15 protein-coding genes and 1 pseudogene are annotated in these 18,729 nt (G+C 74.2%); 6 read left to right on the forward strand and 10 right to left on the reverse strand.

Features of this window, described 5'->3' with window-relative positions; translation table 11 throughout:
* The first annotated feature begins 6 nt into the window (after positions 1–6).
* The 3 genes from IE308_RS20240 (at position 7) to IE308_RS20250 (ending at position 5,775) form a co-directional block, all read left to right on the forward strand.
* Positions 7–3,726: an ABC transporter ATP-binding protein gene (locus tag IE308_RS20240; RefSeq protein ID WP_110628329.1), complete on the forward strand. Its 3,720-nt coding sequence runs from the start codon at positions 7–9 to the stop codon at positions 3,724–3,726.
* 111 nt (positions 3,727–3,837) lie between these two features.
* Entirely contained in the window at positions 3,838–4,227 is a 390-nt protein-coding gene (locus IE308_RS20245; RefSeq protein ID WP_110628328.1) for a hypothetical protein, read from the forward strand.
* Positions 4,228–4,350: 123 nt separating this feature from the next.
* Positions 4,351–5,775 carry a S28 family serine protease gene (locus IE308_RS20250; RefSeq protein ID WP_110628327.1) on the forward strand — a complete coding sequence of 475 codons (1,425 nt, stop codon included), beginning with the start codon at positions 4,351–4,353 and terminating at the stop codon, positions 5,773–5,775.
* 2 nt (positions 5,776–5,777) lie between these two features.
* Here the strand turns inward: IE308_RS20250 and IE308_RS20255 are convergent, their stop codons facing one another.
* From IE308_RS20255 to IE308_RS20265, 3 genes are all read right to left on the reverse strand, one after another.
* Positions 5,778–6,398: a hypothetical protein gene (locus tag IE308_RS20255; RefSeq protein ID WP_110636513.1), complete on the reverse strand. Its 621-nt coding sequence runs from the start codon at positions 6,396–6,398 to the stop codon at positions 5,778–5,780.
* A gap of 113 nt (positions 6,399–6,511) precedes the next feature.
* A complete protein-coding gene (locus IE308_RS20260) occupies positions 6,512–8,344 on the reverse strand; it encodes a glycoside hydrolase family 3 protein (RefSeq protein WP_229908967.1) in 1,833 nt (610 codons plus the stop codon).
* A 386-nt stretch (positions 8,345–8,730) separates the two neighbouring features.
* On the reverse strand, positions 8,731–9,627 hold the full coding sequence (locus IE308_RS20265) for a LysR family transcriptional regulator (protein ID WP_190219378.1): 897 nt from the start codon (positions 9,625–9,627) through the stop codon (positions 8,731–8,733).
* An 88-nt stretch (positions 9,628–9,715) separates the two neighbouring features.
* Between IE308_RS20265 and IE308_RS20270 the strand changes: the two genes are divergently transcribed.
* The gene (locus IE308_RS20270; RefSeq protein ID WP_190219012.1) at positions 9,716–10,705 is read left to right on the forward strand and encodes an EamA family transporter; all 990 of its coding nucleotides are present in this window, start codon (positions 9,716–9,718) and stop codon (positions 10,703–10,705) included.
* Positions 10,690–11,319, forward strand: coding sequence for a GNAT family N-acetyltransferase (locus tag IE308_RS20275; RefSeq protein ID WP_190219013.1), 630 nt, complete (start codon positions 10,690–10,692; stop codon positions 11,317–11,319). The genes IE308_RS20270 and IE308_RS20275 overlap by 16 nt, the downstream gene beginning before the upstream one ends.
* A gap of 13 nt (positions 11,320–11,332) precedes the next feature.
* Here IE308_RS20275 and IE308_RS20280 read toward each other — a convergent pair whose 3' ends face one another.
* Positions 11,333–12,277, reverse strand: coding sequence for a LysR family transcriptional regulator (locus IE308_RS20280; RefSeq protein WP_190219014.1), 945 nt, complete (start codon positions 12,275–12,277; stop codon positions 11,333–11,335).
* Between the two features lie 50 nt (positions 12,278–12,327).
* On the opposite strand from IE308_RS20280, the gene IE308_RS20285 reads away from it, so the two are divergent.
* On the forward strand, positions 12,328–12,924 hold the full coding sequence (locus IE308_RS20285) for an RBBP9/YdeN family alpha/beta hydrolase (protein ID WP_190219015.1): 597 nt from the start codon (positions 12,328–12,330) through the stop codon (positions 12,922–12,924).
* Between the two features lie 357 nt (positions 12,925–13,281).
* Here IE308_RS20285 and IE308_RS20290 read toward each other — a convergent pair whose 3' ends face one another.
* The 6 genes and pseudogenes from IE308_RS20290 to IE308_RS20315 all read right to left on the reverse strand — a co-directional run bounded on the left by IE308_RS20290 (position 13,282) and on the right by IE308_RS20315 (position 18,642).
* Positions 13,282–14,589: an MFS transporter gene (locus IE308_RS20290; protein WP_190219016.1), complete on the reverse strand. Its 1,308-nt coding sequence runs from the start codon at positions 14,587–14,589 to the stop codon at positions 13,282–13,284.
* 107 nt (positions 14,590–14,696) lie between these two features.
* Complete coding sequence (locus IE308_RS20295) at positions 14,697–15,497, reverse strand: sugar phosphate isomerase/epimerase family protein (RefSeq protein ID WP_190219017.1); 801 nt, start codon at positions 15,495–15,497, stop codon at positions 14,697–14,699.
* A 36-nt stretch (positions 15,498–15,533) separates the two neighbouring features.
* Positions 15,534–16,031: pseudogene (locus tag IE308_RS20300) on the reverse strand (GNAT family N-acetyltransferase); the annotation flags it as partial.
* Between the two features lie 11 nt (positions 16,032–16,042).
* Positions 16,043–16,615, reverse strand: coding sequence for a dihydrofolate reductase family protein (locus IE308_RS20305; RefSeq protein ID WP_190219018.1), 573 nt, complete (start codon positions 16,613–16,615; stop codon positions 16,043–16,045).
* A 79-nt stretch (positions 16,616–16,694) separates the two neighbouring features.
* The gene (locus tag IE308_RS20310) at positions 16,695–17,273 is read right to left on the reverse strand and encodes a dihydrofolate reductase family protein (protein WP_190219019.1); all 579 of its coding nucleotides are present in this window, start codon (positions 17,271–17,273) and stop codon (positions 16,695–16,697) included.
* A gap of 322 nt (positions 17,274–17,595) precedes the next feature.
* On the reverse strand, positions 17,596–18,642 hold the full coding sequence (locus tag IE308_RS20315; RefSeq protein ID WP_229908968.1) for a LacI family DNA-binding transcriptional regulator: 1,047 nt from the start codon (positions 18,640–18,642) through the stop codon (positions 17,596–17,598).
* Positions 18,643–18,729 lie beyond the last annotated feature (87 nt).

The raw sequence follows: 18,729 nt of genomic DNA on the forward strand, positions 1-18,729 counted from the left end.
CCGACTGTGGCAGCGCAACGGGGATGGGCGCGAAGGCTCGCCGGGTACGCCTGGCGGTACCCGAAGGACGTCGTCCTCGCCCTCGGCTCCTCCCTCGCCGGCATGGCCGTCATGGCCGTCGTCCCGCTGATCACCAAGGTGATCATCGACGACGTCATCGGCGACCACAGCCGGGGCATGGCCGTCTGGGCCGGCTCCCTGATCGGCGCAGCGCTCCTGGTCTACGTCTCCACCTACGTCCGCCGCTACTACGGCGGCCGGCTCGCCCTCGACGTCCAGCACGACCTGCGGACGGAGATGTTCGGCACGATCACCCGGCTCGACGGGCGCCGCCAGGACGAGCTGTCCACCGGACAGGTCGTCGGCCGGGCCACCAGCGACCTCCAGCTGATCCAGGGCCTGCTCTTCATGCTCCCGATGACCATCGGGAACGTCCTGCTCTTCGTGATCTCCCTGGTGATCATGGCGTGGCTGTCGCTGCCGCTCACCCTCGTCGCCCTCGCCGTCGCCCCCGCCCTGTACCTCATCGCCCGCCGCTCCCGCTCCCGGCTGCACCCGGCCACCTGGTACGCCCAGGCGCAGGCGGCGGCCGTCGCGGGCGTCGTCGACGGCGCCGTCAGCGGCGTCCGCGTGGTGAAGGGCTTCGGGCAGGAGGAGCAGGAGACCGGCAAGCTGCGCGAGGTCGGCCGGCGGCTGTTCGCCGGCCGGATGCGGACCATCCGGCTGAACAGCCGGTACACCCCCGCCCTCCAGGCCGTCCCCGCGCTCGGCCAGGTCGCCATGCTGGCGCTCGGCGGCTGGCTCGCCGTCGACGGCCACATCACGCTCGGCACCTTCGTCGCCTTCTCCACCTACCTCGCCCAGCTCGTCGGCCCGGTCCGCATGCTCGCCGTGGTGCTCACCGTCGGCCAGCAGGCCCGCGCCGGCACCGAGCGCGTCCTGGAGCTGATCGACACCGAGCCGACCCTCAAGGACGGCGGGAAGGAACTGCCCGCCGACGCGCCCGCGACCGTCGAGTTCGACGACGTCTCCTTCGGCTACGACGCCGGGCACCCCGTCCTCGACGGGCTGAGCTTCGAGATCCGCCCCGGCGAGACCCTCGCCGTCGTCGGCTCCTCCGGCTCCGGCAAGTCCACGCTCTCCCTGCTGCTGCCGCGCTTCTACGACGTCACCGGCGGCGCGGTCCTGGTCGGCGGCCACGACGTGCGCGAGCTGACCCTGGACTCGCTCAGGGCCGCGATCGGCCTGGTCCCCGAGGACTCCTTCCTCTTCTCCGACACCGTCCGCGCCAACATCGCCTACGGCCGCCCCGACGCCACCGACGAGGAGATCGAGCGCGCCGCCCGCGCCGCCCAGGCCGACGGCTTCATCCGGGAGCTGCCCGACGGCTACGCCACCACGGTCGGCGAGCACGGCCTGACCCTCTCCGGCGGCCAGCGCCAGCGCATCGCGCTCGCCCGCGCGATCCTCACCGACCCGCGGCTGCTCGTGCTGGACGACGCCACCTCCGCCGTCGACGCCCGCGTCGAGCACGAGATCCACGAGGCGCTGAAGGAGGTCATGCGGGGCCGCACCACCCTGCTGATCGCCCACCGCCGCTCCACCCTGAACCTCGCCGACCGCATCGCCGTCCTGGACGCCGGACGCCTCGCCGACGTCGGCACCCACGACGAGCTGCAGGAGCGCTGCGCGCTCTACCGCCGGCTCCTCACCGACCCCGACGAGCTGGGCGGCGTCTCCCCGGGCCACGCCCGGCCCGCCGCGCCCGAGGAGGACACCTCCGTCCGCGACGAGCTGGACGCCGAGTTCGACGCCGAGCGCGGCATCACGCCGAGGCTGTGGGCCGGGGAGCGCGAGCCCCGCGACGCCGCGCTGTCCGGCAGCCCCGCCACGCCCGAGCTGCTCGCCCAGGTCGAGGCGCTGCCCCCGGCCACCGACACGCCGGACATCGACGAGGCCCGCGCGGTCCGCCCCGAGGACTCCTACGGCCTGAGGCGCCTGCTGCACGGCTTCGGGCTGCCGCTGCTGGTCAGCCTCGGCCTGGTCGCCGTCGACGCGGGGACGGGCCTGCTGCTGCCGGTGCTGATCCGGCACGGCATCGACGACGGAGTGTCCCGCATGGCGCTGGGCGCGGTCTGGGCCGCCGCGCTGCTGGCGCTGCTCACCGTGGCCGTGCAGTGGGCGGCGCAGGTCGGCGAGACCCGGATGACCGGCCGTACCGGCGAGCGGGTGCTGTACGCGCTGCGGCTGAAGATCTTCGCGCAGCTCCAGCGGCTCGGCCTCGACTACTACGAGCGCGAGCTGACCGGCCGGATCATGACGCGGATGACCACCGACGTGGACGCCCTGTCGACGTTCCTGCAGACGGGCCTGGTCACCGCGTTCGTCTCCGTCGTCACCTTCTTCGGCATCATGGCCGCCCTGCTGGTGATCGACCTGCAGCTGGCGCTGGTGGTGTTCGCGACGCTGCCGCCGCTGATCGTCGGCACGTTCTTCTTCCGCCGGGCCAGTGTGAAGGCGTACGAGCTGGCCCGGGAGCGGGTCTCGGCGGTCAACGCCGACCTCCAGGAGTCCGTCTCCGGGCTGCGCATCGTGCAGGCGTTCCGGCGCGAGAAGGACGGCGGCCGGCGCTTCGCCGAGCGCAGCGACAGCTACCGCCGGGCGCGCATCCGCGGCCAGTGGCTGATCTCGGTCTACTTCCCGTTCGTGCAGTTCCTGTCCTCCGTCGCGGCCGCCGCCGTGCTCGTCGTGGGCGCGGGCCGGGTCGACGACGCCACCCTCACGACCGGCGCGCTGGTCGCCTACCTGCTCTACATCGACCTGTTCTTCGCGCCCGTGCAGCAGCTCTCCCAGGTCTTCGACGGCTACCAGCAGGCCACCGTCTCCCTCGGCCGCATCCAGGAGCTGCTGCGGGAGCCGACGTCGACGAGGTCCGCCGACGAACCCCTCGAAGTGCTCTCCCTGCGCGGCGAGATCGCCTTCGAGGACGTCCACTTCGCCTACGGCACGGACGAGGAGGCCCTGACCGGGATCGACCTGCGCATCCCGGCCGGGCAGACCGTCGCGTTCGTCGGCGAGACCGGCGCGGGCAAGTCGACGCTGGTGAAGCTGGTGGCGCGGTTCTACGACCCGACCGGCGGCCGGGTCACGGCCGACGGCACGGACCTGCGCGACCTGGACCTCACCTCGTACCGGCACCGGCTCGGTGTCGTGCCGCAGGAGGCGTACCTCTTCCCCGGCACGGTCCGCGACGCCATCGCCTACGGCCGTCCCGACGCCACCGACGCCGAGGTGGAGGCGGCGGCCCGGGCGGTCGGCGCGCACGAGATGATCGCCCGGCTGGAGGGCGGCTATCTGCACGAGGTCGCCGAGCGGGGCCGCAACCTGTCCGCCGGGCAACGGCAGTTGATCGCGCTGGCCCGCGCCGAGCTGGTCGACCCCGACATCCTGCTCCTGGACGAGGCGACGGCCGCGCTGGACCTGGCCACCGAGGCGCAGGTCAACCAGGCCACCGACCGGCTCGCCGGACGCCGTACCACCCTGGTCGTCGCGCACCGGCTGACCACCGCGGCCCGCGCCGACCGGGTCGTCGTCATGGACCACGGGAAGGTCGCCGAGGACGGCACGCACGACGAACTCCTCGCCCTCGGCGGGCGGTACGCGCGGCTGTGGCGGACGTTCGTCGGCGCGGCCGAGCCGGAGGAGCCGGTGGGCGCCACCCGGTAAGAGCCCCGGAGCAGCGCGTTCCGCTGACGGTCGTGCAACCGTCCGACACATGTTCCGCGTCCGTACACCCGTACGCTCGTACGGAGATGGCAGCGACGGGGAGGGACCTGAGTGGACAGGGGTGCGATACGTCGGTGGCTGGCGCTCGGCACGGCCACACTCACCGCGTCGGGACTGCTCGCCCTCGCGGCCCCCGGCGCCCAGGCCGCCGCGCCCACCAGATGCCAGGGCCGCGAGGTGAAGACGCTGGCCTTCTCCACCGGCGTCACCCACGTCTACCGGCAGAACGGCTACGTCTGCGCCCTCACCGTCACCAGGCGGCCCGGCGTGGCCGTCACGATGTCGGTGAGCGTGCAGGCCCGCGGCGGCCGGCCCGTCGTCGACAAGGGCCGCTACAGGTACCAGGCCGGACCGATCACCGTGCACGCCGGGCACCGCTGCGTGAAGGTGACCGGCGCGGTCGGCAACGGCTCGGTGCGCACCGGCTGGATCCTGTGCTGACCGGCTGAAACGCCGTGCTCCGACCGAGGGTTGTCCCGCGTTTCACCGACCACCCCTGGTGCGACGGGAGTTGCTCCGATAGCTTCCGGCGCACATCTGTCTCACAGGGGAGGGTGCACGCGCATGCGCAAGGCGCTCAGATGGCTGCTGGCGCTCACGGTGCTCATAGGCACGCTGAGCACGGCGGGGGCGGCCACCGCCGCCGAGCCGGACGCCACAGCCGGCAGCACGGACATCAAGGACCAGCTGCTGTCCATACCGGGGATGAGCCTCATCCAGGAGAAGCCGTACCCCGGTTACCGTTACTTCGTCCTCAACTACACCCAGCCCGTCGACCACCGGAACCCGGCGGCGGGCACCTTCCAGCAGCGGATCACCGTGCTGCACAAGGACGTCAGCCGCCCGACCGTGTTCTACACCAGCGGCTACAACGTCTCCACCAACCCGTCCCGGCGCGAGCCCACCCAGATCGTGGACGGCAACCAGGTCTCCCTGGAGTACCGCTTCTTCACCCCGTCCCGTCCCGCCCCGGCCGACTGGTCCAAGCTGGACATCTGGCAGGCGGCGAGCGACCAGCACCGCGTCTTCACCGCCCTGAAGACGGTCTACACCAAGAACTGGCTGGCCACGGGCGGCTCCAAGGGCGGCATGACCGCCACCTACTACGAGCGGTTCTACCCGCGCGACATGGACGGCGTCGTCGCCTACGTCGCCCCCAACGACGTGGTGAACCAGGAGGACTCGGCCTACGACCGCTTCTTCGCCACCGTCGGCACCAAGGAGTGCCGCGACCGGCTGAACGCCGTGCAGCGCGAGGCGCTGGTGCGCCGCGAGCCGCTGGAGAAGAAGTACGCGGCCTACGCCGCCGACAACGGCTACACCTTCGGCACCATCGGCTCCCTGGACCGGGCCTACGAGGCCGTCGTCCTGGACTACGTGTGGGGCTTCTGGCAGTACAGCCTGCTCTCCGACTGCGACACCATCCCGGCGAACGCGGCCACGGCGAGCGACGACGAGATCTGGAACTCCGTCGACGAGATCTCCGGCTTCTCCGCCTACACCGACCAGGGCCTGGAGACGTACACGCCGTACTACTACCAGGCGGGCACCCAGCTGGGCGCGCCCACCATCCACTTCCCGCACATCGAGAAGCAGTACATCCGCTACGGCTACCAGCCGCCGCGCAACTTCGTGCCCCGGGACATCTCCATGAAGTTCCAGCCGTGGGCGATGCGCGACGTCGACACCTGGGTCCGGCACAACGCCCGCCACATGCTGTTCGTGTACGGGCAGAACGACCCGTGGGGCGCCGAGCGGTTCCGCGTCGACAAAGGCGCCAAGGACTCCTACGTCTTCACCGCGCCCGGCCTGAACCACGGCGCCAACGTCGCCGGCCTGGTCCCCGACCAGAAGGCGCTTGCCACCGCCCGCATCCTGGAGTGGGCCGGCCTGCCCGCGGCGACGACCGCACAGGCGAAGCCGCTGGCGAAGTTCGACGCGAAGCTGGACGTCCGCGACACCGAGCGCGAGCCGGCACTGCGGCCGTAGTCTCACATCCGGTCGGCGCACCCCACGGGCCTCGCGCCGCCCAGTTGCACGTACAGGGCCGTGGACGCCGGGCACTTCGCCCGCGTGTCCACGGCCCGCACCACTTTGAACTGCGGTTTCCGCTTCCCCGAGCCGTCGCAGGCGGTCTCCCGGACCTGCCCGCCGCCCGTGCCGTAGACGCAGTCGCCGACGATCGTGCGCGGGCCGCCCCCGCCGCCGGGATCGCCCGGGTGGGGCGCCTGGAGGTTGCGCATACAGGCGTAGCCGCGCGGGATGCGGCCGTCGCCGTCCTCGTCGAAGGACACGTCCTGGGCGCTGATGTGCAGCACGAAGTCGGTGGTCGCCGGGCACGGCGGGCCGCCGGCCGCGGCACCGTCGTACCGGGCCACGACCCGCGCCGCCGCCCGCTCGCCCCCGCAGGGCACCTCGGTGAAGCTCGTCGTGCCGAAGGAGCTGCACTCGCCGACGCCGAGGAACCGCGCCCCCACGCCGGTCGGCCGGGCGGCCGCCGCGCCCACGGGCGTGCCGGAGGGACCGGAACCGCCGCCGCCGGACGAGCAGCCGGCCGCCAGCAGCCCGGCGACCAGGACACCCACCACCCCCGCGGACCCTCGCTCGCGCATCGCCATCCCCCCTGATCCCCGCGTCCAGCGTGACTCCCGGTCAAGGGGCACGCCAGAAGCAGGGGGCGGTTTGGGCCGGTTTGGGGGTGGTGTGCCGGGCGGGGGACGTAGCGCTAGTACGACAGGCCGTACCCGATCGGGTACAGCACCTGCGTCGGGTCGTCCGCCCGCTGCACCGGCACCGGCAGCCGGCCGCCCGGGTTCACGCGTCCGGCGACGACCCGGGCGGCGGCCCGCAGCTCGACGTCCGTCCACGAGTACGCCGCCAGGTACGCGGGGACGCCGGGCAGCTGGGCCACGTCGTACGGGTTGCGCACGGCCACCGCGACGACCGGCTTCCCGACGGCCAGCAGGCGCTGGACCAGCGTCTTCTGGCTGCTGGTCGCCGACACGTTGTACGTGGCCACCACCACCGCGTCCGCGTCGGCCGCCGCCGCGACCGCCCGGGCGATCGTGGCCTGCGAGGGGGCCGTGCCGGTGGACAGCGCGGTCGCCGTGAAGCCCAGCTCGGTCAGCGCGCCGGCGAGGACGCCGGTGGGCGGCCCGGTGGTGCCCGACGGGGACGCCGGGTCGGCACCGACGACGAGGATCCTCCGGTGCTCCTCGGGCGCCAGCGGCAGCAGCGACCCCTCGTTGACCAGCAGCGTCGTCGTCCGCTCGGCGATGGCGTCGGCGTCGGCCAGGTGCCGGGCGGTACCCACCGTGCGCTCGACCCCGGCCTGCGTGACGTACGGCTGCTCGAACAGCCCCAGCTTCGCCTTCAGCCGCAGCACGCGGAGAACCGATTCGTCGAGCCGCTCCTCCGTCAGCTCCCCGGTGTGTACGGCGTCCAGCACGGCGTGCCACGCCACGTCCAGGTCCGGCGGGTTGAGCAGCTGGTCGACGCCGGCCTTCAGGGCGAGCACCGGCACCCGGTCGTCGCCGTACTTGGTGCGCACGCCCTCCATGCCGAGCGAGTCGGTGACCACGACCCCGTCGTAGCCCAGCTCCCCGCGCAGGATCCCGGTGAGGATGGGCCGCGACAGCGTGGCCGGGTCGCCGGAGTCGTCGAGGGCCGGGAACTGGATGTGCGCGGTCATGATCGAGTCGATGCCGGCGGCGATCGCCGCGCGGAACGGCACCGCGTCCAGCGCCTCCCACTGCTCGCGGGTGTGCGTGATGACCGGGAAGCCGTAGTGGCTGTCGACGGCGGTGTCGCCGTGGCCCGGGAAGTGCTTGGCGGTCGCCGCGACCCGGCTGCCCTGGTACCCCTTCACCTCCGCCGCGACCAGCCCGGCCACCGCCCGCGGGTCCGCGCCGAAGGACCGTACGCCGATGACCGGGTTGGCCGGGTTGACGTTCACGTCGGCGACGGGGGAGTAGTCCTGCCGGATGCCCATCGCCCGCAGCTCGGCGCCGGAGATCCGGCCGAGGGCGCGCGCGTCGGTGCGGGAGCCGCCCGCGCCCATCGCCATCGCGCCGGGGAACAGGGTCGCGGGCTTGCCGACGCGGCAGACGATGCCGTGCTCCTGGTCGGTGGAGATCAGCACCGGCAGGCCCCGCGGCAGGCCGAGGGACGCCTTCTGGATGCCGTTGGACAGGTCGGCGATCTGGTGCGGGTCACGCGTGTTGTGTGCCCACGCGAAGTAGATGACGCCGCCCACCCGGTACTTCTCGACCAGCTCGGCGGCCGTGCGGACGCCGATCTCCTTGAGGTTGGCGTCGATGTCGGCCTGGTCGGGGGCGGTGGCCGAGTGGCCGTACACCCGCATCACGAAGAGCTGCCCGACCTTCTCCTCCAGCGTCATGCGGGAGACGAGCGCGCGCAGCCGGTGCTCGTCCAGGCCGGCCGCCTGCGCGGTGCCGCCGACCGCCAGGGCCGCCGTGATGCCCGCCGTCGCCGCGAGGACGCTGCGTCTGGAGGGAGTTGCGGTGTTTCCCGTACGTCCCGTGCTGTCGTCGTGCACGTGCGCTCCTTCCGGGGAGGATCCGCGCTGAATGAAGGAAACTTCCAAGGGGTCACCAATATCCGGGAAGTTTCTTCCGGTCAAGGGACCGCACACGAACCCGCCCACGCCGGAAGGGACCTGAGGGGCCGCCATCGGCGCTGTTGGGAGGGGGGCGCGCCGACGGCGGCGGGCCGCCGGCCGCGGTACGGCGGAGAGGGTGGGTCAGCGTTCGCAGCCAGCAGCGAGGCCGACACCGGACCGCGGTGACTCTCCGGCAGCTCGGCGATGGGACGGACGGGGGCGGCCGCGGGTTCCCTGCGGGCCGCGGATTCCGGGAAGTCGGGAGGGGCGGGGCAGGTGGGGATGCCGGGACCCGCGGGGGCAGCGGGCACCGCGATGCCGCGTCAGTCCCGCCAGTGCCCCTGGAGCGTACGGACCGTCTCCCTGACCGACGGGCGGCCCGCCGCTCCTGCCCGCCACAGCGCGTACAGCCGCCGAACCGGCGCCGGTTCGAGCGCCACCTCCACCACCCCGGCGGGCAGCGGACCGCGCCCGAGGCGGGGGATCACGCAGATGCCGAGCCCGGCGGCGACCAGGGCGACCAGGGTCGGGTTCTCGTCGGCCTGGTGGACAATGTCCGGCTCGTGCCCGGCCGCGCGCAGCGTGCGCACCAGCCAGTCGTGGCAGACCCGGCCCGGCGGCTGGCACACCCACCGCTGCCCGCCGAGATCCTCGCGCCGCACGGCCGCCCGCCCCGCGAACGGGTGCGCCTCCGGCACCAGCAGCGTGCACCGGTCCTCCCCGATCACCGCCTGCTCCACCCCGGGCGGCACCGGCAGCGGAGAGATGTCCCAGTCGTGCACGACGGCCAGGTCCACCGCGCCCTTGGCGACCAGCCCGACCGACAGATGCGGGTCGATCTCGGTGAGCCGTGCCTCCAGGGCCGGATGACGCGCCGCCAGGTCGGCCAGCACGCCCGGCAGCAGCCCGCGCGCCGCCGACGCGAACGCGGCGATCGTCAGCCGCCCGGACGGCACTCCGCGCCGCTCCTCCAGCTCCGTCTCCGCCCGCTCCACGAGCGCCAGCAGCTCCTGCGCGGTCTGCGCGAGGTGCAGCGCCTCGGCGGTGAGCCGGACGCCCCTGCCCTCCCGCTGGAGCAGCACGGTCCGGGTCTCCCGCTCCAGCTTGGCGATCTGCTGGGACACCGCCGACGGGGTGTAGCCGAGCGCGGTGGCGGCGGCGCCGACGCTGCCGTGGACGGACACGGCGTGCAGGGCGCGCAGGCGCTGGAGGTCGAGCACGGGAACTCCCTCGGTGTAGCGTTGCTGCATCCCACCATGCAGGAATCTTCGCTGGTGCTGAACGGTCGCCGGCGGTGATGCTCGACGCATGCGTCCCGCACACCTCCTTCTCGCCGTTCTCGTCGCCGCCGTCTGGGGCGTCAACTTCACCGTCATCGAGATCGGCCTCGGCCACTTCCCGCCGCTGCTCTTCTCGGCCCTGCGCTTCCTGGTCGCGGCCCTCCCGGCGGTCTTCCTCGTGGGGCGCCCCAAGGTGGCGTGGAAGTGGATCGTGGCGGTCGGCCTGGTCCTCGGCGTCGCCAAGTTCGGCCTGCTCTTCGTCGGCATGGACGCGGGGATGCCGGCCGGGCTGTCCTCCCTGGTCCTGCAGATCCAGGCGGTGTTCACGGCGGCCGTCGCCGGAGTCGTGCTGGGCGAACGTCCCACCCGGGCCCGGCTGCTGGGCATGGCGGTGGCGCTGGCCGGGATCGCGGTGGCCGCGCTGGACGAGGGCGCGGCCGGGCCGCTGGGCGCCTTCGCGCTGGTGCTCGCGGCGGCGGCCTGCTGGGGCGTCTCCAACGTGCTGACCCGCAGGGCGGCCCCGCCGGACGCCCTGAACTTCATGGTGTGGGTGAGCACGGTGCCGGTGCTGCCGCTGCTCGGCCTGTCGCTGCTCCTCGAGGGCCCCGGCCGGGACGCGGACGCCCTGCGCGCCCTGGACTGGCAGGGCGCCGGCACGGTCGTCTACGTCGCCTGGGTCACCACCGTCTTCGGCTTCGGCGCCTGGGGCTGGCTGCTGCGCCGCCACCCGGCGTCCACGGTCGCGCCCTTCTCGCTGCTGGTGCCCGTGTTCGGCATGTCGTCGGCGGCGCTCTTCCTGGGCGAGGGCATCAGCCCGCTGCGCTGGTGCGCGGCGGCCCTGCTGGTCGGCGGGGTGGCGGTGACGTCGCTGGCGCCGGCGCGCCGGACGGCCGGGGCCCCCGGTATTCCGGTCGACGGCGGCGCCCGCGTCGACGAGACTCGTCCCGGCCGCCCCGCCGGAGCGGGGCAGCAGCGGGCGATCTCGGGGAAGGGCGGCGGGCGTTGGGCTTCGAGCTGACGGGACCGGTTCTGCAGGGCGCGCTGGTGCGCCTGGAACCGCTGGACCACGGGCACGCGGACGGACTGGCCCGCGCGGCCGAGGAAGACCGGGACACCTACGCCTTCACCTGGGTGCCCCGCGCCCACGAGGTCGGCGAGTACATCGACGCCCAGCTCGCCCGCAAGGCGGCCGGCCGGCTCGCCCCCTACGCGCAGGTGCACCTGGCGACGGGCCGGGTGGTCGGCACGACGTCCTTCTGGGACCCGCGCTGCTGGCGCTCGGACGACAGGCTGGACGCCGTGGAGATCGGCTTCACCTGGCTCGCCCGCTCCGCGCAGGGCACGGGCGTCAACGCCGAGGCCAAGTACCTGCTGTTCCGGCACGCCTTCGAGACCTGGGGCGCGGCCCGCGTCGACCTGAAGACGGACGCCCGCAACGAGCGCTCCCGCGCCGCCATCGCGAGCGTCGGCGCCCGCTTCGAGGGCGTCCTGCGCAACTGGTCCCGCTCCTGGGCCCCCGGCGAGGAGGGCCGCCTGCGCGACTCGGCGATCTACGCGGTCACGGCGGAGGACTGGCCGGGGTGCCGCGAGCGGCTGGCGGAGCGGGTGGCGCGGTACACGGCCCGGCCCTGAGCACTTCCCTGGCTCAGAACTGATTAGGGGCCAGTTCCCGGGCCGCCGCGACCAGTTGCTCCCGTACGGCCGCCAGCACCGGATCCCCCTCCGACCCGGCCCGCACCGCCGCGAAGACGTTGCGGGACGGCGGTTCGCCCTCGGTGGTGAGCAGAGCGATACGGCGGTGGGCGTACAGGGGCCGCACCAGCCGCGGCACCAGCGCCACCCCCGCGCCCGCCTCGACCAGCGCCGCCAGCGCACCCCAGTCGTTCACGGCGTGCCGTACGTCCGGGGTGAACCCGGCCGCCGCGCACACCGCGCGCGCCACCGCCCCGCAGCAACTGTGCGCGGCCCCCACGATCCACGCCTCCCGCGCCAGCTCCCGCAGCGCCACCCCGCCCCGCCCGGCCAGCCGGTGCCCGGCCGGTACGGCAACGTCCAGGACGTCCCGGAACAGGTCGGCGCGGCGGTAGCGGGGGTCGGTGTGCGGGGGCGCGGCGGCGAAGTCGACGGCCACCGCCACGTCCAGCCGGCCCGCGTCCAGAGCCGTGAACACGTCCGGCGGCTCGGCCTCCACCACGTCCACCCGGACGTGCGGCAGCCGCGCGCGCAGCCCGGCCAGCACACCGGGCAGCAGGCCCAGGATGCCGCTGGAGAAGCAGCCGACCGTCACCGTGCCCCGGCCGCCCTCGCCGTACGCCGCCAGGTCGGCCCGGGCGCGCTCCAGCTGGGCCGCGATCAGGTCGGCGTGGGCGAGGAGCACCTTGGCCTGCCCGGTCAGCCGTACGCCCCGCCCGTCGCGTTCGGTGAGCGGCACGCCCAGCTCCCGGGAGAGGGCGGAGAGTTGCTGCGAGACCGCCGACGGGGTCAGATGCAGCGCCTCGGCGGTCCGGGCGAGGCTGCCCCGGCGCTGGAGTTCGCGCAGCACGGTGAGGCGGCGAAGGTCGATCGTGAAGGCAGGGCTTAACGGTTCCACCCGGGAACATTAACTGGACCTGGAGGGTCGGGCGCGGAAATCATCGGCACATGACAGCGACGCGCTCCTACCTCATCCTCCACGGCTGGCAGAACCACCGCCCCGAGGCCCACTGGCAGTACTGGCTCGCGGACCGCCTGACCGAGCGGGGCCACCGGGTGACGTACCCGCAGCTGCCCGACCCGGACGAGCCGCACCTGGAGGCCTGGCTCGGTGAACTGCAGACGCACCTGGCCGGCCTGGGCGAGGGCGAGCGGGTGGTCGTCGCGCACAGCCTCGCCGTGGTGCTGTGGCTGCACGCCGTCGCCCGGGGGCTGCCCGGCCCGGCGACCGTCGACCGGGTCCTGCTGGTGGCGCCGCCCTCGGACACCTTCATGTCCGGCCACCGGGAGGTGCTGGGCTCCTTCCTCCCCACCCCGGTGGAGGGGCTGACCCTGCCCGCGCCGACCCGGCTGGTCGCAGGCGACGAGGACCCGTACTGCCCCGAGGGCGCGCAGAAGGCGTACGGCGACCCCCTGGGCCTGACGGCGGAGATCCTGCCCGGCGCGGCCCACCTCGACCTGGACGCGGGCTACGGCTCGTGGCCGTCGGTGCTGGAGTGGTGCCTGGACGCGGGGGCGGGGTTCGGGGCGCGGCCGGGGCGGTAGGGGGCCTGTCCGTCAGGGCGGCACCCGGTCAGGGCCTCGGACGGGCCGGAGCGGGAGCCGCGCGTCCGGCGGGCCGGAGCGAGGCCTGTGCGTCGGGCGGGCCGAAGCGGGACGGTCGGCCCGGTGGCCCGGTGGCCCGGTGGCCCGGTGGCCCGGTGGCCCGGTGGCCCGGTGGCCCGGTGGCCCGGTGGGCTGGTGGCCGGGTGGCCCGGTGGGCTGGTGGCCTGGTGGCCTGGTGGCCTGGTGGGCTGGTGGCGCGGGTGGGCCGGGTGGGCTGATGGCCCGGTGGGCTCAGTGGGCCGGGTGGGCTGGTGGCCCGGTGGGCTCAGTGGGCCGGGTGGGCACGGTGGGCCGATTTCACGCCTCGGTCGGCGCCGAACGGGCCGCAGCCGGGTCCTGTTCCCCCGGCGGGCCGACGGGGCGCGCGGGGTCCTCTCCGCCGGGCTCGTCCGCCGTGCGCCGCAGCTCCGGTGTCGTCGCCGCGACCGAGCCGACCGCGAGGACGCACAGCAGGCCGCCGGTGATCAGGGCGGTGGCGCCGGAGGACCAGCCGGCGACGAGGCCGCCGCGCAGGTTGCCGAGGTGGGGGCCCGCCTGGCCGACGATCTGCTCGGCCGCGGTGACCCGGCCGAGCAGCGCGTCCGGCGTGCGGGTCTGCACGATGGTGCTGCGGGAGACGACCGCCACCGCGTCCGCCGCCCCGGCCACCGCGAGTACGGCGAGCCCGGCCCAGGCGCTGGTCGTCACCCCGAACAGGGCGAGCGCGGCCCCCCAGGTCGCCGAGGCGCACAGCATCACGGGCCCGGGCCGGGCCAGCCGGGTGAGCGGTCCCGACAGGGCGGTCGCGGCCACGCCGCCGACGGCCAGCGCGGACAGGAACAGCCCGAGCGTGCGCGGCTCGTCGCCGAACCGCTCCGCGTTGACCAGCGGGAAGAGACTGATCGGCATCGCCAGGACGGTCGCCGCCAGATCGGTGAGCAGCGCGCCGCGCACCACCCGGTGCCCGGTGAGGAACCGCAGCCCGTCCAGCACGCCGTGCAGACCGGGCCGGGACTGCTCGCCCTCCGGCGGCAGCGGGGGCAGGCCCCAGGCGCCCCAGAAGGCGAGGAGGAAGCTCAGCGCGTCCAGCAGGTAGCAGACGCCGATCCCGAACCAGCCCAGCAGCAGGCCCGCCAGCGCCGGCCCGGCCAGCATCGTCAGCTGCCCGGCGACCATGTTGAGCGCCAGACCCGCGGCCACCTGGTCCTTGGGCAGCAGCCGCGGCACGAACACGCCCGCCGCGGGCGCCCCGAACGCCCCGAACGACGCGTGCACCGCCACCAGCGCCAGCACCACGCCCACCGGCGCGTGACCGGTGAACCCCTGCACCGCCAGCAGCGCCGCGCACACGGCCTGCCCGACGGTCGAGGCGAGGAAGATACGGCGCCGGTCCCCGCGGTCCACCCACGCGCCCGCGAACAGCCCCACGCCGACCAGCGGCAGCGCCTGCGCGAGGCCGACCGCGCCGCTCCACACGGAGCTGTGGGTCATGTCCCACACCTGGTACAGGACGGTGACCACGCTCATGAACCCGCCGAGCAGGGACACGGTCCGCCCGATCAGCAGCCGCCGGAAGGCGGGGGTACGCAGCGGACGGACGTCCGCGAAGGCGCGGGTCAGACTCATGACAGCGCCTCGGCGGGCGGCGGGGGAGGAAGCACGGCGGGGAGGCTACGCGGCCGTACGCCACCCCCACCAGCGAATTTCCGCGGACCGCGCCGCGTCGGGCCGGGTCAGGCCGAGTCGTTGAGCAGCCGGCCCAGGTGCTCGCGCCCGGCCGTGAGCAGCCCCGGCAGCGGCGCCGCGTCCTCGTACCACCGCTTCTCGTACTCCCAGCACAGCCAGCCGTCCCAGCCGTGCCGGGACAGCACCTCGACGCACTCGGCGAGCGGCAGCACCCCCGCGCCCAGCGCCAGCGGGGTGGTGTCGGAGGCCGAGGCGATGTCCTTCACCTGCACATAGCCGAGGTACGGCGACAGGGCCGCGTACGTCTCCGACGGCTGCTCGCCGCCCAGCCAGGTGTGCATGACGTCCCACAGGGCGCCGACGTGCCGGTGCCCGACCAGGCCGAGGACGCGCATCGCGGCCGCGCCGGTGGGGTGCGAGTCGTGGGTCTCCAGCAGGATCCGCACGCCCAGGTCGGCGGCGTGCTCGGCGGCCGTGCCGAGCCGGCGGGCGGCGACGGCGTCGGCCTCCTCGGCGCTCTGCCCGTCGGCGCCGCCGGGGAAGACGCGGACGTACGGGGCGCCCAGGTCGCGGGCCAGCTCCAGCAGCCCGCGGATCTCGGCGACGACCGGCTCGTCGTCGCCGGGCGCGGCGACGCGCGCGTACCCGGCCAGGCCCAGCACCTCGACGCCGGCGGCCTTGAACTCCGCGGCGATGTCGGCGCGCCGGGCGGGATCCAGCCCCGGATGGACGGGCTCCTCGGGATGGGCGCGCAGTTCGACGCCGTGATAGCCGTGCTCGGCCGCGAGCCGCAGCACGTCGGGGAGCGGAAGACCGGGCACACCGAGCGTGGAGAAGGCGAACTTCATGCTCACGGACTCTACGCGTCACCGGCTCCGCGCGCGTCACCCGCTTCGCGCGTGCAGATCCAGCCGCCAGTCCTGCCCGACCAGGTCCCGGCCGAAGGAGTGGTGCGGCCGCTCGGCGGTGAGGACGAACCCGTGCCGCTGGTAGAGCCGGCGGGCGGCGGACAGCACGTCGTTGGTCCACAGCACCAGCCACCGGTACCCGGCGTCCCGGGCGAAGCCGACGACGGCGCCGACGAGCCGGTCGCCGACGCCGAGGCCGCGCGCGTCGGGCTCGACGAGCAGCAGCCGCAGCCGGGCGGTGTCCGGCGCGGCGTCCCGCACGCACATGACACACCCCACGGCCCGCCCACCGACCTCGGCGATCCACACGCGCTCCCGCCGCGGATCGTGATCCTCGGCGAAGTCGGCGACGATCCGCGCGACGAGCGCCTCGTACGTGCTGTCCCAGCCGTACTCCTCGGCGTACAGAACGGCGTTGCGCTGCACGATCCAGCCGAGGTCGCCCGGCGCGGGCTCCCGCAGTACGACGTCCTGAGGCATCTGCGTCAGCGGACGACGTCGAACACGTTCTTCTGGATGCCGTTGGCGTAGGTCTCGTGCTCGACCAGCCTCAGCTTCTGGGCGTCCTTGTCCGTGGCGCTGAACAGCCGCTTGCCCGCGCCGAGCAGCACCGGGAAGACCAGCAGGTGGTAGCGGTCGATCAGGCCGGCGTCGGACAGGGCCCGGTTCAGGGTGGCGCTGCCGTGCACGATGATCGGGCCGCCGTCGGTCTCCTTCAGCGCCGCGACCTCGTCGAGCGAGCGCAGGATGGTGGTCTCGCCCCAGTCGGAGACGAGGGCGTCCTCGGTGAGGGTGGTGGAGACGACGTACTTCGGCATCACCTTGTAGTCGGCGAACTCCGCCATGCCGGGCCACACCGGGCTGAACGCCTCGTAGCTGACCCGGCCAAGCAGCATCGCGCCGGCCTCCTTCTGCTCCCGCCCCTTGATCTCGTACGCCTCGGGCAGGAACTCGATGTCCTTGAAGGTCCACCCGGCGTTCCGGTAGCCGGGCTCGCCGCCCGGGGCCTCGACGACGCCGTCGAGAGAGACGAAAGCGGTGCTGATGAGGGTGCGCATCTGAAGGCTCCTGGATATCTGGTGTGTCATGCCACAGCTCTGACCGGGGATCCTGGCAGAACTCATCGCCCCGAAGCGGCTAATCCTCGGCGACCGTCCGGTACACGCACACCTCCGCCCCCGTCTTCGCGGTGACCGTCGACACGAGTTGCAGCGGACGCTGGACCCCGTCCGTGGGGAACAGCGACATACCGCCGCCGACCAGCACCGGCATCCGGGTGAGGATCAGCTCCTCGACGAGCCCCTCGGCGAGCAGCGTCCGCGCCAGGGTCGGGCTGCCCAGGACCAGCACATCGCCGCCCTCGGAGGCGCAGAGGTCACGGACGCGGCGGACGGCTCCGCCGGCCGGGACGAGGGTGGTGGGCCGCCAGGCCAGGTCCGCCTCGCCGAGCGTCCCGGAGACGACGTACTTGGGGATCGCGTTCATCCGGTCCGCGAACGGCTCCCCGGCCAGCCGTGGCCACCGCCGGGCCATCGCCTGCCAGGTCCGCCGCCCGAGCAGCAGCGCGTCCGCCTTCCGCAGGGCCCCGTCCAGCGCCCCGCCGACCACCTCCGGCTCGACATACGGCCGCGACCAGCCACCGGTGTCCTCCAGGGGCTCACCGGGCGCCTGCACGACCCCGTCGAGACTGATGAACACGCTGATCACGATGCGCATGGGCTCGTTTCCTCGGCGACCGGCAGCGGACATGCCCAGGATGCGCTCGCCGGGGGTGGGGACGCCAACCGGGCGGGCGCAGGGTGGTCATCCGGCGGACGACACGCTCCGCCGACGAGGCGGCAGCGCCCTGCTGAGCCTGCGCATTGCCCTCCAGCGTGGCCGAGGGCAGTACCCCCAGCCCGTCCGGCGTTTGAGGACGAGGCCGTTCAGGCCGAAGCGGGGGTGCGGGGGCGGCAGCCCCCGGCGAGGCCGGAACGGACGCCGGGCGCCAGGACAGCCGGCGGCGCCACCCCGTGCGTCAGGACAGCCGGCGGCACGCTCAGTCCCGAGGCCCCCCGGAGGACCCCCGCACCATCAGCTCCCCCCGCACCGTCGCGATCCCCCCGGGCGGCGGCTCCTCGCGGCCCATCGCGATGCGGCCCGCCCGTGCCCCCGCCTCCGCCAGCGGCAGCCGTACCGTCGTCAGGGCGGGCACCGCGTCGATGCTGAACGGCAGGTCGTCGAAGCCGGCGACGGAGACGTCCTCGGGGATCCGCAAGCCGGACTCCCGCAGAGCCGCGCACGCGCCGAGCGCGACGGAGTCGTTCGCGGCGACCACCGCCGTCAACGACGGGTCGCGCCGCAGCAGTTCGAGCGTGGCCTCGTACCCGGAGCGCCGGTCGTAGCGGCCGTACACGGTCCAGCCCGGCTCCTCCTCGATCCCGGCGGCGGCCAGCGCCGCGCGGTGCCCCTCCAGCCGGTGCCGGGTCGTCGTCCGCTCCTCGGGGCCCGCGATGTAGCCGAGCCGCCGGTGGCCGAGTCCGATCAGGTGCTCGGTGAGCGCCCGCCCGCCCCCGCGGTTGTCGAAGGTCAGCGCGATCGCCCCGGTGTCCTCGGCCGGCGGCCGCCCGCACAGCACGACCCGCGTCCCGGCCTCGGTCAGCTTGCGCAGCTTCTGCGCGACCGCCGCCTGGTGCGGCGCGTCCTCCACCGCACCGCCGGTGAGCACCACGGCCGCGGCCCGCTGCCGCTGGAGCAGCGTGAGGTAGGTCAGTTCGCGCTCGGGCGAGCCGCCGGTGTTGCAGACGACGGCGAGCCGCTCGCCGCCGGCCCGGCCGCCCGGACCGCCGATCTCGGACTGGATGGCGCTGGCCATGATCCCGAAGAAGGGGTCGGCGATGTCGTTGACGAGGATGCCCACGAGGTCGGAGGTGGCCGCGGCCAGCGCGCTGGCGGGCCCGTTGAGCACGTAGTCCAGCTCGTCGACCGCGCGCAGCACCCGCTCGCGGGTGGACGCGGCCACGGGGTAGTTCCCGTTCAGTACGCGCGACACCGTCGCGGGGGAGACCTGCGCGCGGGCCGCCACGTCCGCCAGGGTCACCGTCATCGTCGTCCTCCGGTCGCGCATCGTCGTACGCACTTGTACACACCAGGGCCCACGCCCTCGGTTCCGAGCAGACCATACGGCCAGACG

The sequence above is a fragment of the Streptomyces griseosporeus genome (genome assembly GCF_014656055.1).
In the GTDB taxonomy this organism is placed as follows: domain Bacteria; phylum Actinomycetota; class Actinomycetes; order Streptomycetales; family Streptomycetaceae; genus Streptomyces; species Streptomyces griseosporeus.